Origin of the sequence: Bradyrhizobium sp. UFLA03-84 (assembly GCF_002289535.1) — a bacterium.
GTDB lineage: Bacteria > Pseudomonadota > Alphaproteobacteria > Rhizobiales > Xanthobacteraceae > Bradyrhizobium > Bradyrhizobium viridifuturi.
This window is the reverse complement of sequence record NZ_NSJY01000016.1, coordinates 1-13,877: the sequence shown is the minus strand read 5'-3', so window position 1 is coordinate 13,877 and position 13,877 is coordinate 1. Positions and strand designations below refer to the sequence as shown.

Below are 13,877 nucleotides of genomic sequence, written 5' to 3'. Positions count from 1 at the left end.
TACGATTGAAATAGAAAACGGCGCCTTCGGGCGCCGTTTTTGTTTTGTCGTCACGAGGAGGCGGGCAGGCGACTACTCTTTTTTCTCGACGACGAAATTGCCGAGCGCTCCGAGCGCCATCAGCACGCTGGTACCGAGGAACACGGCGCGCATGCCGATATGGCCGCCGATGAAGCCGCCGGCGAGCGGGCCGATCACCTGGCCGGCATATTGGGCCGAGATCGAGTAGCCTAGCATGCTGCCGGTGACCGCATCGGGCACGTTGTGCCGGATCACGCTGGCGATGCACGGCAGCAGGCCGCCGAGCGCGAGACCCATCAGGAAGCGCAGCAGGATCAGCTGCCAGCCGCTGACGACGAAGGCCTGCGGGATCAGCAGCACCGCCGAGGCCGCAAGACAGATGATGATGATCCGCCAGTGGCCGACACGATCGGCGAGCTTGCCGAGATGCGATGACGACAACAGGCTGCCGAAGGCCGCCGCCGACATCACGAGGCCGGCCACGAACGTCACCTGCGGCGCCTCGACCAGTTGCGCGACATAGACCGTGATGATCGGCTCGATCGACATGTTGGCGATCATCAGCAGCAGGCCGGTGCCCCACATTGCGATGACCGGCCGCTTGTCCGGAACGAGCGACCAGCCGCCACGCGCCTTGCTGCCTTTCGCCGCCTTCGGGCGCGCCTCCTCGCGGATCAGGAAGGTGGTGCCGAGGAAGGTGATGAAGATGACCCCGCCGATCAGGAAGAAGGTCTTGCGAATGCCGATCAGGCCCGGCAGCACGCCGCCGATCAACGGGCCGACCAGGCTGCCGGCCATGATCCCGGCGGACAGCACGCCGATCGCCCAGCCGGACCGCGCCTTCGGCGTCTGCGCTGCGACCAGCACCGTCGAGCCCGAGGCGTAACCGCCGAGCAGGCCGGTCAGCAGTCGCAAGCCGACCAGTTCGTAGACATTGTGCGCCATGCCGATTAGCGACATCGCGATCGCCATCCCGAGGCTCGCGCGGATCAGCATCAGCTTGCGGCCATAGCGATCCGCCAGCCGTCCCCACAACGGCGCGGTCAGTGCCGCGCTGAAGAAGGTTGCGCCATAGGCGACGCCGGACCATTGCACGATGGCGGCGTGATCGGTCACGCCGAGCTGCTCGACATAAAGCGGCAGGAACGGCAGCAGCAGCGTCATGCCGACGATGGTCGTGAAGGAGCCGAGCACGCAGACGATCAGGTTGCGTCTCCAGGGTCCCGCATCGAGGGCTGCTTCGCGATCGATTTCCATATTCATGTCAGCGCAGACCGATCACGGCGAAACCACGCGCCCGCAGGCCGCGGCGGTCCTCGTTCAGCGAGTGCAGCAGACGGTCGCGGGTCTCCGTGATGTGGGCGGCGGCCTCGCGCGCGGCAGAATCCGGATCGTTGGCCTTGATGAAGCCGAGGATGCGCCGATGCTCGCGCCAAGCCTGCTCGCGCGACGGTTCGGTCCACACTTCGAGCCAGCGCGCCCGCGACAGCCGGGTCATGGCGCCGGCGATCGCCTTGACGATGAACGGATTGCCGGAAAGGCGCGCGATCTCGACGTGGAAATCGGTGCCGACGCGATGCCATTCCTCGCGCGGCGCGCCCGATTGGCAGGCATCCAGCATCTCTTCGACGCCGGCGATATCGGCCGCGCTTGCGCGCGCACAGGCGAGGCCGACCGCGGTCGTCTCCAGCGGGATCCTGAACTCGGCGAGCGCTTCCAACTCACCGAGGTCGATCGGCGCGACGATCCAGTTGCGACCGTCGCGCCGCACCAGCTCTTCGCCTTCGAGCCGCACCAACGCAGCACGGATCGGCGTGCGCGATCCCTCGAACCGGCTCTCGAGCCAGCGCTCGGTCAGCCGCTCGCCGGGGCCGAGATCGAGAGAGAGGATCATCTCCCGGAGCTGGTCGTGGATCTGAAGCATCTGCGACATGGGCTGTCCGCCGGTGTGGGAATAGTTTGGTTGGCGTATCCCGAATTGGTATCCCAAACAATCCCATTTTGGGATACCAGGATTGTGCCCGTGGCGTGGTCCGATCTGGGGGACCAAGCCGCGCGGGAAAGCCCCTCCGACGATCGCGAGGGAACGACTGCGCCGGAACTGCCTTGTTGCACGACGTTGAGTTGGAGAGCGCCGATGCGGATCGACGGGCAATGCCATTGCGGGGCCGTGACCTTCCAGGCCGAGATCGATCCCGAACGGGTGTCGATCTGCCATTGCACCGATTGCCAGGCGCTGACCGGCTCGTCCTATCGGGTCACGGTGATTTGCGCCGCCGAGCAGGTCGGACTGACGCAAGGCGCGCCGAAAGTGTACGGCAAACGCGGCGATAATGGCCGGATCCGCTTCCAGCATTTTTGCGGCGATTGCGGCTCCCCGCTGTTCACCAGCGGCGAGGATGGAGGTCCCGATGATTGGGGCATCCGCTGGGGCAGCATTCGCCAGCGCGGCGAATTGACCCCGCGACGCCAGGTCTGGTGTCGCTCCGCCGCCCCCTGGATCAATGACCTCCAGGGATTGCCCGCGCGGCCCGAGGATTGGAGCTCAAGCTGACGGATTGAGGCTTTGCGGCCTTGCACCTCGGGGCCGGGCGAGGCTAAAGAGGCGCGCAGGTCAGGGCGGTTAGCTCAGCGGTAGAGCGCTGGTTTTACACACCATTGGTCGGGAGTTCGATCCTCTCACCGCCCACCAGCCTTCGCGACTTACGGGCTACGGTTGAAGCATCCTGATTGTCGAGATCGGCCACTTCCCAATGTGCCCTGCGATCGAGATGCGCAACCCGTGCGACTCGTCCAGAAATACGCCTTCAACGGTCAGCGCAGTTCCGTCGGTGAGAACAGCGGCCCTTCCGACCAGTTCGGCCTCCGCTTGCACGTGCTCGCGCAGAATGATGGTGGCGCGTGTTTCACGAGCTGCAAAGCGGTCTCTGGTTGAAGAGCCCTACCTAGCAAGGCCATTGCGCGGCCCTCTGTGAGCGCGTGGAGAGGGCGCGATCCCGACCGTGGGGTAGCATGTGGGGTGGCCGGGACCGCGCTTGCTCCGCGCTGGCCTGTGCAATGTCGTTCGGTGGCCGATGGCGCGAAAGGTGCCGAAAGTCACGTGTGCGGGTTTGATGCCGGCCTTGCTGCGATGCTATTCTCTTCGCCTAACCCGGGAACTTGATGCATGCGCAAAATCGCCGCGATTTTACTCCTCACCATGATTGGCGGACCCGCACTGGCGCAGTCGGACCATGTTCAGCGCTATCGCGAAGAGGTCGAGAAATCGCCGGCCGATGCGGCCAATGAGGCGCGGCAGCAGCGCGCCTATCAGCGCGCGCTGAGCGGTGTGCCGGACCAGAAGCCGACTGACCCCTGGGGTATTGCGCGCCCCAATGACGGCCAGGGCGCTACCAAGGCAAATGCCGCCAAGACAAAGCCGGCCAAGCCCACGAGCGCAGCCGCCAAATAGTCAGCGAACGCGGACCAGGTCGATGAAATACTACGTCTGCAAATTGATCGGACCGCGCCCGACCTTCCCGCAAGACATGACGCCGCAGGAAGTCGCCATCATGCAGGCGCACGTCGCCTATTGCGGCGAATTGCTGCAGGCCGGCAAGGCGCTGATCTTCGGGCCGGTCGCCGATCCCGCCGGCGTCTGGGGATTGGGCGTGCTGCAGCTATCCGACGACGCCGATCCGCAGGAGATCGTCGCCAACGATCCCGTCACCAAGGCCAATGCCGGATTCACCTATCAGGTCATGCCGATGTTGCGCGCTGCGACGCGCGAGACTTGCTAAGGCATGATGGGGAAAAGTGCGAAGCGGTTTTCCGACAAAGATCATGCCCAAACATGAGACACGAGACGTCTTCCCAACGAGGTTGATCGCATGAACGCAGGCCATCCGCAGAACGCCGATCAGATTGCATATTGGAACGGGCCGGGTGGTCAGCGTTGGGCCTCGAGACAGGCCGCGCAGGACGTCGTGCTGCAGCCGGTGCTCGACCTGCTGATCGATCGCGCCGCGCCGAAGGCTGGCGAACGCGTCGTCGATGTCGGCTGCGGCAGCGGCGCATCGAGCTTTGCGCTGGCGGCAAAGGTCGCGCCCGCGGGCCGCGTGCTTGGCGTCGATGTCTCGGAGCCGATGCTGACGCGGGCGCGGCAGAGCGCGCCGCAGGGATTGCCGGTCGAATTCACGCTTGCCGACGCCACCGTTTATCCGTTCGCGCCTAAGAGCTTTGATCTGTTGGCCTCGCGTTTCGGCGTGATGTTCTTTGCCGATCCCGCGACATCCTTTGCCAATCTGCACAAAGCGATGAAGCCGACCGGCCGTCTTGCCTTTGCCTGCTGGCAGGAGCCGCGCGAAAATCCGTTCTTCATGGCGCCGTTGCAGGCGGTCTACAAGCACGTGCCGAAACTGCCGCAGCTTGGCCCCGAGGATCCCGGCCCGTTTTCATTTGCCTCCGAAGCCCGGGTGAAGCGGATTCTCGGCGAAGCCGGTTTCTCCGGCGTCGCCATGGAGCCGTGCAAGGTCGAGCTAGATGTTGCAACCGGCCGCGGCGTCGACGCGGCGATCCAGGGCGCGCTCGAGATCGGGCCGGCGAGTCGCGCGCTGGAAGGCCACCCGGATGAGGTGCGCTCCGCCGCGATCGCATCGATACGCGAGGCACTGGCGCCGTTCGTCAAGGGCAATTCCGTGCCGCTGCCGGGTGCGATCTGGATCGTGACGGCGCGGGCGTAGGAGAACGAGTTAGTTGTATCGTCATTGCGAGGAGCGTAGCGACGAAGCAATCCATGTATCCGCGCGTTGAGATATGGATTGCTTCGCTTCGCTCGCAATGACGGGGAGAGAGTAGCGACGAGCCTACGCTCGCTCTTCCCAGATCATCGCCAGATGCACGATGGTCTGCACCGCCTTTTCCATGTCCTGCCGGCTGACCCATTCGAGCCGTGAGTGGAACGCGTGCTCGCCGGCGAAGATGTTTGGGCAGGGCAATCCCATGAAGGACAGCCGCGAACCGTCGGTGCCGCCGCGGATCGAGGTCTTCACCGGCGTCAGTCCCGCGCGCTCGATCGCCTCGATCGCGTAGGCGACGATCCGCGGGTGGCGGTCGATCACCTCTTTCATGTTGCGGTACTGCTGCTTGACCTCCATGCGGTAGGTCGAGCGCGGATACCCCTTCATGACATCCTTGGCGATCGTATCGAGCAGCGCTTCCTTCTGCTTCAGGCCGGCTTCGGTGAAGTCGCGCACGATGAAGTCGATCCGCGCATGCTCCAGCGCGCCCGAGATCGCGACCGGATGCAGGAAGCCTTCCTTGCCTTCGGTGGTCTCGGGCGAGCAGGTATCCTTCGGCAGCCGATCGACGATTGCGGCCGCGATCTTGATCGCGTGCTCCATCTTGCCCTTGGCGAAGCCGGGATGGGTCGCGACCCCTTCGATGATGATACTGGCGCCGTCGGCGGAGAAGGTCTCGTCCTCGATATGGCCCGCGGTCTCGCCGTCCATGGTGTAGCCGAAATCGGCCCCGAGCTTCTTGATGTCGACCTTGTCGACGCCGCGGCCGATCTCCTCGTCCGGCGTGAACAGGATCTTGATGGTGCCGTGCTTCACCTGCGGATTGGTGATCAGGAAATGCGCGGCATCCATGATCTCGGCGAGGCCGGCCTTGTTGTCGGCGCCGAGCAGGGTGGTGCCGTCGGTCGTGATGATGTCGTTACCGATCTGGTCGGCGAGCGCTTCATGCTCGGCGGCGCGGATCACCTGCGTGGAGTCGGCGGGCAGCACGATATCGCCGCCGCGATAGTTCTTGACGACCTGCGGCTTGACGTTCTTGCCGGTGCAGTCGGGTGAGGTGTCCATGTGCGAGCAGAAGCAGATCACGGGCACCGTCTTGTCGGTGTTGGCGGGGATCGTCGCATAGACGTAGCCATGCGGATCGAGATGCGCGTCGGCGATGCCCATCGCCTGCAGCTCGGTAACCAGCAGGCGGCCGAGATTCTTCTGCTTCTCGGTGGACGGGCAGGTCGGCGAATCCGGGTCGGACTGGGTGTCGATCACGACATAGCGCAGGAAGCGTTCGGTGACGGTGTGATTGAAGTCGAGAACCGGTGCCAGCATGGAGACCGCGCAAGGTAGGGACGGGGACAACGCGCCTTGGCGAAGTTGGTTCGCGCAAGCAAACCGCATCGAGGCGAGCCAGGAGACTACTCTATAACAGAAAAGCGCCACTCCGGGGCCGCGTCGCGGGCCGGAATGGCGCTTTGTCTTAACGGAGAGAGAGAACCCTATAGAGTTTTCAAGCGAAGCGGGTACCGGTTGGCGTGAAGAAAACGCGCAAAACAAGAATCTAGAGCCCCATTCCGATTCAATCGGAATGGACCAGGCTCTAGACGGCTTCCTTCAGCTCCTTGGCGGCGCGGAAGGCGACCTTCTTGCTCGCCTTGATTTGGATCTGCTCGCCGGTCGCCGGGTTGCGGCCCATACGGGCGGCGCGCTTGCGGACCTGGAGGATGCCGAGGCCGACGATGCGAATCCGCTCGCCCTTCTTGAGGTGCTTGGTGATGCGGGTGACCATGTCGGTCAGGATCGCCTCGGCCTGCTTCTTGGACAGCTCCTGCTCTTCGGCGATGGCCGCCGCCAAGTGCTTCAGCGTGATCGTCGCCGGGGTCGCTGCTTTCTTCGCCATGTGTGGCCCTCCTCGTTGCTGAATGGCTGGATTGCTGCATTTCACGCGAATGGCGCGCCGTTCGCGTCGGGAAAATGCGTCCGGAAAACTCCTGAAACCGCCGGTTCTGGGAACGGGCAGCGCCGGGCCCGGCCACAGGAAACCCAGACGTATCAGGCCTTATTTGATTCGGAGCCTTGCTGACACCACCGTTTCCCTTGAAAACAGCCGACAACTCGCGTCCACAGCGCAAAAACGGCCTTGCCGCGCAGGGATCCGCAACGCGCTTGACTATCGGGATGCGGGCCTTTATGCCCTCGGTCCTGCGCGGATCAATCCGACGATCGGCATCCGCGGGAGTAGCTCAGTTGGTTAGAGCGCCGCCCTGTCACGGCGGAGGCCGCGGGTTCGAGTCCCGTCTCTCGCGCCAGTCTTATCAGGCACTTAGCCCCAAGTTCCAGATTTGAGACGTGCCACGCTACGCGCGTCATGACGCTTTGGACGCCACCCCGTCCGGGCTTTCCAGCACGCATCTTCGAGATCCCAGAGCCGCGCCAAGCTCACATCTTTCAGACGATCTCAATCGCCGGTTCGCCCCCGGCGATCGCATGATCGTCGTTCACGCGCGCAATCCGGCATTCCGCCACGCCTGACACGATCAGCCAGGTTTCCGGCTGTGCTCCTTCTCCGATGACGACCGTTGCGTCCTGATCAGGGAGTGCCTGGAGTGCTTGGATGAGCTCGCGGACTTTCATCGACACGGTTCCTGGAGGCCGCACGGCTGGAGCGCCCTCACGCGAGCATCAAACAGGCGAACGCGGTAGTGACTATCGCCACCCGGGGTGGTGGAGAAATGGAAGCAGCGCAGGTCGCGGTTCACATGTGCAGCGTAACGCGCCAGCCTGACGTCAACCTTACTTTGCTCGGCTGAAGTCGAGCCGATGCCGTCGCTGCTGTATCCGGCGGGATAAACTACTTAAAGTTGTTATAATTACGAGCTACACTTGACGAAAGCGGTCGCAAGGCTTGCAGCAAGAGCCGCGTTCGCGGTTCCACCTCGTTCCGGAACTCACGCGTATGACGCGTCTTAAAGGTGCCGAAGAAATCATCGACAGTTTCGCAAACGCTGGCGCGGCAAGGACCGACAAACAGAATAGGAGACCTGCGGATGGATTGGAGCCTGTGGCTGAACGAATACTACAAAGACGAGCTGGCGAGGACGGAGGCCGCATGCGGAAGGGGAGAGTCTGCGTACGAAGCGTTCAAGTGGATCGACGATCCCTATCTTTGGAGCGTGCTGCTCTGGAAGGAGTATGATGGCTTCGACGCCATCAAGGCGACGATTCCCGATCCGCCCGATGCAGGCACCCAGAAGAGCTGGAGCGGTCGTTCCGGGATGGAGCTCGGCGCCGCGGTGATCGAAACCTATCGGCTGATACATGACAAACTCAGGCTGCATCTGGACAAGCCGTTCGAAGAGTGTTCGGTGCTGGATTACGGTTGCGGCTGGGGCAGCGTGCTCAGATATTTCATGAAGGACGTGCCGCTGCGCAATTTGCATGGGTGCGATCCCCACAAGGGCATCATCCAGGTCGCGCAACGCTCCAACCCTCGCGCCGATATCGTGGTGTCGGACAGTCTGCCGAAGCGTCTTCCATTCAACCAGAAATTCGATGTCGCCTACGCACTGTCGATCTGGACGCATCTCTCCGCGGTCGCGAGCGACGTATGCCTCGACGCGGTCCATGCCGCGCTGGAGGATCGCGGTCTCTTCCTTCTGACGGTGCGGCCGCCGGCATATGCATTCTATGAGCCGATCTCGAAATTGCCCGGGTGGGATCAGCAAAAGATCACCGAAACGGTGCGGCGAGACGGCTTCTACTTCTATCCCCTAAGCTATCCGGTCGATGGCGAGATGACATACGGTGAGACCATCATCACCAAGCAGTACATCGAGGAGCACTGGACCGACCGGTTCGATATCGTCGACGTCGGCATGAACGGGATCTCGCCCTATCAGAGCATTATCGTTCTGCGAAAGAAGGTAAGGCCACATTGATCGGGTCGCCCGCGTGTCGGCACTGTGCCTTGCGCGCCCGCCATGTCGCCGGGCGTGCAAGATCAGGACACCGCGAGGCCGACGACGCCGACCTGCCGCGCGGCGTGCTCGGGATTGCGGGATAATTCCGCGCGCTGTTCCGGCGTCAGCCACCACAGCAGGAACAGCAGCGCGATCCCGTTCGAGACCAGGCCCGTGGTCAGCGGCACGTTCATGATGGCCTGAACGGCGATGCCGGATGACACCGCGATGAAGCGCGGCGACAAATGCCGCGAGACCGTCGACCCGACCGACAGGATCAAGCCACACACCAGCGCCGAAACCGGGGCCAGCGCGAGACCGACCGACGCGATGCCTTCGGTCGCGAGGAAGGACGCGTTGAAATTGCCGTCGCGATAGATCGCTCCGAGCGTCGGGCCGAGTTCGCCATACGGGCAGGCGGTCACCTGTCGCAGGATCGTTATCTGGCAGAACCGGGTCAGCTCGCGGTGCGCAAAGAAGTCGGCGTATTGATCGAGCGCCAGTGACGGGATCGCGAGGAAGCGCAGGTTGATGGCGCTGAACACGACATAGTCCTTGTCGGCGGCCAGAACGGCGAACGCCGTCAGCCCGATGGACGCCGGCAGCACGAATGCGAGCACCGTGGCCAGCCGCGGATTGAAGTGGCCGTAGAGCCAGAACAGGAATGGCAGCCAGATCGGCAACAACAGGACGGTCTTGTTGTTGACGACTGGATAGAAGCACAGCGCGAACAGCAACATGCAAGCCGCCTGCAACCATTGCCGGCGCGATGCGAAATGCGCAAACAGATAGGGCAGCACCGCTCCGATCATGATCCCGGTGAGGTAATTCAACAGGGCCGGTCGGGCGACGGCGTTGCGGGCCGCGCCGTAGGGATTGCCGAGATTGACGCCGTAGGAGATGTCGAAGATCAGCACGGCGACGGACGCCGCCAGCAGCAGCAGCGCAACGTGCTTGATCGCGGCCTCCGACAGGCGGGGCCGCCAGACCGGTATGTTCTGGAACATCAGCGGGAGCATCGCGGCGGCCAGCGCGGCGATCATGGCCCAACGGGCGATCGCGTGCGGATAGTCGAACGCGCTGAAGAAGCTGAGCCAGACGAAGCCGAACACGGCTGACAGCAGCGAGAAGCTCACCAGATAACCGAAGCTGAACCGTCCCGCGGCGAATGCCGGGATGAAGATGGCCATGATGGCGGTGCCGAGGATGGCCTCGGCGGTGATGCCGGATCGCCAGACATGCATCGCCGGGAACGCGTGCCCGCAGGCGATCAGCGAGGCGGTGCTGACGGCGAAGAACCCGAGGATCGTGCCCCCGACAACCAGGTCATCGCGCGTCATTGCATCGGCCCGTTCGAATTGAGAGCTGTGCAGCAACTAGCCAGCCGGCTTCGATCGAATCAAGTCAGGCAACGTTGAGCGACGTTGCGGTCTGTATAGTAATGTTTCTGTTGTGCGATCGGTCACCGCGGCGCCGCATTGAACGCGCAATCGGCAACAGGTTGCCCTGATCAGGCAAAGAATGCGGCAACCGCGTTCAGGTCGGATTGTCCCGGCGCATCGCCGCGCAAATTCGCGTCGATGATGCGGCGGCAGGCGTCAACCGTGTTTGTATCGCCCAATTCGTTGGCGGCTTCGAGGATCGACCAGACCGTATCCAGGGGAATGTCGTTCTGCATGGTCGCGCTCGGATCTGACAGCATCGGCGGAGCCGGGTTAGAATTCGAACAGGTCGCGGCCCCGCCGCGCCAGGGTGTGCAGGTCCGCCACCGTGCCGCGCACGGCGTTGCAACGGCGGCATTCGATGATGGTGTCGCCGGAGGCGTGCGCCGGATCGGCGACCTTGATCGCCAGGCTGCCGCAATCGGTACAGATGATCTTGAAGCCGGTGGAAATTACTTGCTGCTGCAAATTCATTGTGGGCCCGCGCCTCTGTTGACGCCCACCTTACGGAACAATTTTTAAGACGGGGGTCGTGGAGCGGATCGCAATCGAATGACCGCGTTAGGACGCGGTTAAGATTTCGCCGCGGCCGCGCGATCCGGCAGATGCAACGTCGGCTTGCCGAGCGCGGCGACGGCGGCGCGCAAGGCTTCGCGCGCATTGACGGTGATGATTCCGGCGGCGTGCGCCCAGACCAAAAGATCGGATGTGCAGTCGCCGGCATAGATGAAGCCCCCGGGAAACCTCTTCACCAGCAGGCCCGCCTTGTTGGCGCCCTTCAGGTTGTGCTTGCCGTCCGAGGCGAGCACGTCGTCGAGCCAGGGCAGAAGCGATGCAAGCTGGTTCGCGAGCAGCGCGTCGGCCGCGGTCGCCAGCACGACACGGCGGCCGGCGGCCTTTTCGTGCTCGGCCAATGCGACGACGTCCTGGTGCAGTTCGAGCCGGCTCCAGTCGATGCGCTGGCGCAGTGCGAGCTGGCGTTTCAACGCCGCGCGGCCGCGCGTCAGCCAAACGGCGCATGCGAGAACGATCAGCGGATTGCGGCGCAGGATCGAGAAGAAGCTGAGATGGAGCAGGTCGCCCCTGATCAGCGTGCCGTCGAGGTCGAGCACCAAGGGCAGTGACGTCGGCAGCCCGAGCAGGGTGGACATCCCGCCGGCGCGGGGAGTGTCCTGCGGCTCTACAAGTAGGTCGCCCGCGAGGCGAGGCTCAGTCATTCGCGACGCTCTGCCGGCTTGCGACCTTGCACGCATCGATCTCGCGCGCTGGTCTCGTTGGTCCTGCAACCGCCGTAGCCGAACCCGGCGGCAAAGGCCATCCCGTCCTGGCCGGCGCTCGATACGATCAGGCCCAACAAAAAGGCCGCCCGAAGGCGGCCGTTTTGTCTGCCGAAGCTTGATAAATGCTAGCGGACCGTCGAGGTCCCCGAGGACGTGATCGCGACCGGCTTGCCGGCCTTGATGACTTGGGTGGTCTGGGCGGTCTGGGTGAAATCCGCGTTGTTCCGCGCCGAGATGCCGAGAGCCGCAATCCCGATGGCCGCAACGAGGGCAACCACCACGATCTTGAGGTGGGTCGCGCGATCAGCTGAATGGATCGAGTGGTTCATGGTCGCCTCCGGGCGTCTATGCGCCGTCTATGGCAGCTACTGGTAAGCCCGATCTGTTTCCGGATCGTTTCGTGAGTTCCTTGAAATGGTTTCGTGCCACGGCAGGATTAGTTTCACCGTGCCTTGCGTCACACAGGCGGAGGGCCGAAACTCACCCCAGGCGCGGGATGCGCCCGGGAGAAAAACAATAATGAAAACAACGAATATGACCCGCCGCCGGGTGCTGGGCGCCGGCTCTGCGGCAATGGCCGCCACGATGTTTGGTAAGCCGGTTCTTGCCGCGGCCGAGTTCGACTTCAAGCTCGGCGTCAACACTCCGGAAACCCACCCGCTAACAATCCGTCTGGCCGAGGCGGCCAGAGCTGCCGGCGCGCAGTCGGGCGGCCGGCTCAACATCACGGTGTTTGCCAACAGCCAGCTCGGCGGCGATCCGGAGATGCTGTCGCAGGTCCGCGCCGGCGGTATCGAGCTATTGGCCGCACCCAGCATGACGCTGTCGACGCTGGTGCCGCTGTCCGGTCTGCCCAGCATCGGTTTCGCCTTCCAGTCCTATGACCAGGTCTGGGCGGCGATGGACGGCGGCGTCGGCGACCTCGTCCGCGAGGCGATCGCCAAAACCGGCGTGGTGCCGCTGAAGAAGGTCTGGGACAACGGCTTTCGTCAGATCACCTCGTCGTCGAGCCGTCAGCTCAACAGCGTCGACGATCTCAAGGGCTTCAAGATCCGCGTGCCGGTGACGGCATTGCTGACCTCGCTGTTCTCGGGGCTCGGCGCACTGCCGTCGAGCATCTCCTACAGCGAGCTCTATTCGGCGCTGCAGACCCACATCGTCGAGGGGCAGGAGAATCCGCTGGCGCAGGTCTCGACCGGAAAGCTCTACGAGGTACAGAAATACTGTGCGCTTTCGAACCATTGCTGGAGCGGCTACTGGATACTCGGCAACCGCCGCGCGATGGCGGGCCTGCCACCGGATCTGCTCGAGATCATCAACGCCGCGTTCGACGCCGCGGCGTTGAAGGAGCGGTCGGACCTTGTCGAGATGGACCGCTCGTTGCAGGCCGAGCTGACCGAGAAGGGCATGACCTTCAACAAGCCGGATCCCGTGCAGTTCAGGGCCGCGCTGGTCAAAGCCGGCTTCTACACCCAGTGGCAGAAGACCTACGGCGCGGACGCCTGGACGTCGCTGGAGAAATTTACCGGCAAGCTGACGTAACGGCACAAAGTCGCGAGCAGTAATGCAACGGCCGATCGCGCGCGCAATGCGATGCGCGATCGGCATGCTTGCGCAAGTATCCCGGCAAGCTCTCACACCAACGCGTCGCGCTGGTGCGACGACATGCGGGGACATCCTTTGTGGCGCAGAAAGCACACCGTCGGGCTTTCGGTTCCATTTTCGTTTTTTGTCATGCGGCAGGATGTCTCAGGGGATACAACCTCACGCTGAGAGTTTCAGTGGCCGCGCGGCGCGCGGTCCGAGTTGGAATGCCATGCGCGTGCACGTTGTGGAACGCTTCCGTTTTCTCCGTCTGCAACGGGTCGCGGTAACCCTTGCATTGCTCGTCGGGTGCGGGACCGGCGCACACGCCCAAACGGTGCTGAACGCCAGCGATGGAGCGAGCCTCGTCACAGCGCTGACGACGATCGATAACAATCCGGGCACCAGCTATACGCTCAACATCACGAACAACATCACGCTGACCAGCGGGACAACGCTGCCGGTCATCAATTCGAGCAGCAGGGTCACGATCAACGGCGGCAACTTCACGCTCGACGGCGGCGGCGTGCAGCGCGGGCTCTTCGTCTACTCGGGCACCGTTGCGGTCAATAACCTGACAATCCAGAACGCCGTGGCCAAGGGCGGCAATGGCGGCAACGGGTTCGATGGCGGCGGCGGCGGCGGTATGGGCGCCGGCGGCGCGCTGTTCGTTGCCAACGGCGCCAATGTCACGGTGAACAATGTTGCGCTCGCCAGCAACCAGGCCAACGGCGGTAACGGCGGCAATTACGGCGCAGGCGGCAGCGGGGGTGGCGGCGGCGGCCTTGGTGGCAATGGCGGTAATGGCGGCAACGCCGGCGC

The 13,877-nt window shown here is 63.6% G+C and carries 17 protein-coding genes, 2 tRNA genes and 1 pseudogene; 9 read left to right on the top strand and 11 right to left on the bottom strand.

Features of this window, described 5'->3' with window-relative positions; genetic code table 11:
- Positions 1–72: 72 nt before the first annotated feature.
- Both CK489_RS29985 and CK489_RS29980 read right to left on the bottom strand, forming a co-directional pair.
- Positions 73–1,284: an MFS transporter gene (locus tag CK489_RS29985; RefSeq protein WP_095734896.1), complete on the bottom strand. Its 1,212-nt coding sequence runs from the start codon at positions 1,282–1,284 to the stop codon at positions 73–75.
- Position 1,285: 1 nt separating this feature from the next.
- Positions 1,286–1,954: a GntR family transcriptional regulator gene (locus CK489_RS29980; protein ID WP_095734895.1), complete on the bottom strand. Its 669-nt coding sequence runs from the start codon at positions 1,952–1,954 to the stop codon at positions 1,286–1,288.
- Positions 1,955–2,158: 204 nt separating this feature from the next.
- On the opposite strand from CK489_RS29980, the gene CK489_RS29975 reads away from it, so the two are divergent.
- Positions 2,159–2,575, top strand: a complete 417-nt coding sequence (locus CK489_RS29975; protein ID WP_095734894.1) for a GFA family protein — start codon at positions 2,159–2,161, stop codon at positions 2,573–2,575.
- Between the two features lie 63 nt (positions 2,576–2,638).
- Positions 2,639–2,713 (top strand) — tRNA-Val (locus CK489_RS29970).
- An 18-nt stretch (positions 2,714–2,731) separates the two neighbouring features.
- Here the strand turns inward: CK489_RS29970 and CK489_RS42410 are convergent.
- The gene (locus CK489_RS42410; protein WP_095734893.1) at positions 2,732–2,914 is read right to left on the bottom strand and encodes a photosystem reaction center subunit H; all 183 of its coding nucleotides are present in this window, start codon (positions 2,912–2,914) and stop codon (positions 2,732–2,734) included.
- Between the two features lie 273 nt (positions 2,915–3,187).
- On the opposite strand from CK489_RS42410, the gene CK489_RS29960 reads away from it, so the two are divergent.
- The 3 genes from CK489_RS29960 (at position 3,188) to CK489_RS29950 (ending at position 4,742) form a co-directional block, all read left to right on the top strand.
- Positions 3,188–3,472 carry a hypothetical protein gene (locus CK489_RS29960; RefSeq protein WP_095734892.1) on the top strand — a complete coding sequence of 95 codons (285 nt, stop codon included), beginning with the start codon at positions 3,188–3,190 and terminating at the stop codon, positions 3,470–3,472.
- Positions 3,473–3,494: 22 nt separating this feature from the next.
- On the top strand, positions 3,495–3,800 hold the full coding sequence (locus CK489_RS29955; RefSeq protein WP_095734891.1) for a YciI family protein: 306 nt from the start codon (positions 3,495–3,497) through the stop codon (positions 3,798–3,800).
- Between the two features lie 90 nt (positions 3,801–3,890).
- Positions 3,891–4,742, top strand: coding sequence for a class I SAM-dependent methyltransferase (locus CK489_RS29950; protein ID WP_095734890.1), 852 nt, complete (start codon positions 3,891–3,893; stop codon positions 4,740–4,742).
- A gap of 123 nt (positions 4,743–4,865) precedes the next feature.
- On the opposite strand, the gene pepT is transcribed toward CK489_RS29950, so the two are convergent.
- The gene (gene pepT / locus CK489_RS29945) at positions 4,866–6,122 is read right to left on the bottom strand and encodes a peptidase T (RefSeq protein WP_095734889.1); all 1,257 of its coding nucleotides are present in this window, start codon (positions 6,120–6,122) and stop codon (positions 4,866–4,868) included.
- A 268-nt stretch (positions 6,123–6,390) separates the two neighbouring features.
- A complete protein-coding gene (locus tag CK489_RS29940; RefSeq protein WP_283806241.1) occupies positions 6,391–6,714 on the bottom strand; it encodes an HU family DNA-binding protein in 324 nt (107 codons plus the stop codon).
- 308 nt (positions 6,715–7,022) lie between these two features.
- Here CK489_RS29940 and CK489_RS29935 point away from each other — a divergent pair.
- A tRNA-Asp gene (locus CK489_RS29935) sits at positions 7,023–7,099 on the top strand.
- A 139-nt stretch (positions 7,100–7,238) separates the two neighbouring features.
- Here the strand turns inward: CK489_RS29935 and CK489_RS29930 are convergent.
- On the bottom strand, positions 7,239–7,424 hold the full coding sequence (locus CK489_RS29930; protein WP_095734888.1) for a hypothetical protein: 186 nt from the start codon (positions 7,422–7,424) through the stop codon (positions 7,239–7,241).
- 413 nt (positions 7,425–7,837) lie between these two features.
- Between CK489_RS29930 and CK489_RS29925 the strand changes: the two genes are divergently transcribed.
- A complete protein-coding gene (locus tag CK489_RS29925; RefSeq protein WP_095734887.1) occupies positions 7,838–8,728 on the top strand; it encodes a class I SAM-dependent methyltransferase in 891 nt (296 codons plus the stop codon).
- 62 nt (positions 8,729–8,790) lie between these two features.
- Here the strand turns inward: CK489_RS29925 and CK489_RS29920 are convergent, their stop codons facing one another.
- From CK489_RS29920 to CK489_RS29900, 5 genes are all read right to left on the bottom strand, one after another.
- Complete coding sequence (locus CK489_RS29920; protein WP_095734886.1) at positions 8,791–10,089, bottom strand: hypothetical protein; 1,299 nt, start codon at positions 10,087–10,089, stop codon at positions 8,791–8,793.
- Positions 10,090–10,259: 170 nt separating this feature from the next.
- Entirely contained in the window at positions 10,260–10,427 is a 168-nt protein-coding gene (locus CK489_RS29915; protein ID WP_244485931.1) for a hypothetical protein, read from the bottom strand.
- Positions 10,428–10,464: 37 nt separating this feature from the next.
- Entirely contained in the window at positions 10,465–10,665 is a 201-nt protein-coding gene (locus CK489_RS29910) for a hypothetical protein (RefSeq protein WP_050405629.1), read from the bottom strand.
- 98 nt (positions 10,666–10,763) lie between these two features.
- Positions 10,764–11,408 carry a hypothetical protein gene (locus CK489_RS29905; protein ID WP_095734885.1) on the bottom strand — a complete coding sequence of 215 codons (645 nt, stop codon included), beginning with the start codon at positions 11,406–11,408 and terminating at the stop codon, positions 10,764–10,766.
- Between the two features lie 188 nt (positions 11,409–11,596).
- Positions 11,597–11,800 carry a hypothetical protein gene (locus CK489_RS29900; RefSeq protein ID WP_016847743.1) on the bottom strand — a complete coding sequence of 68 codons (204 nt, stop codon included), beginning with the start codon at positions 11,798–11,800 and terminating at the stop codon, positions 11,597–11,599.
- A 256-nt stretch (positions 11,801–12,056) separates the two neighbouring features.
- Between CK489_RS29900 and CK489_RS29895 the strand changes: the two genes are divergently transcribed.
- Positions 12,057–13,013: a TRAP transporter substrate-binding protein gene (locus CK489_RS29895; protein WP_095735185.1), complete on the top strand. Its 957-nt coding sequence runs from the start codon at positions 12,057–12,059 to the stop codon at positions 13,011–13,013.
- Positions 13,014–13,035: 22 nt separating this feature from the next.
- Positions 13,036–13,877: pseudogene (locus CK489_RS42685) on the top strand (hypothetical protein); the annotation flags it as partial.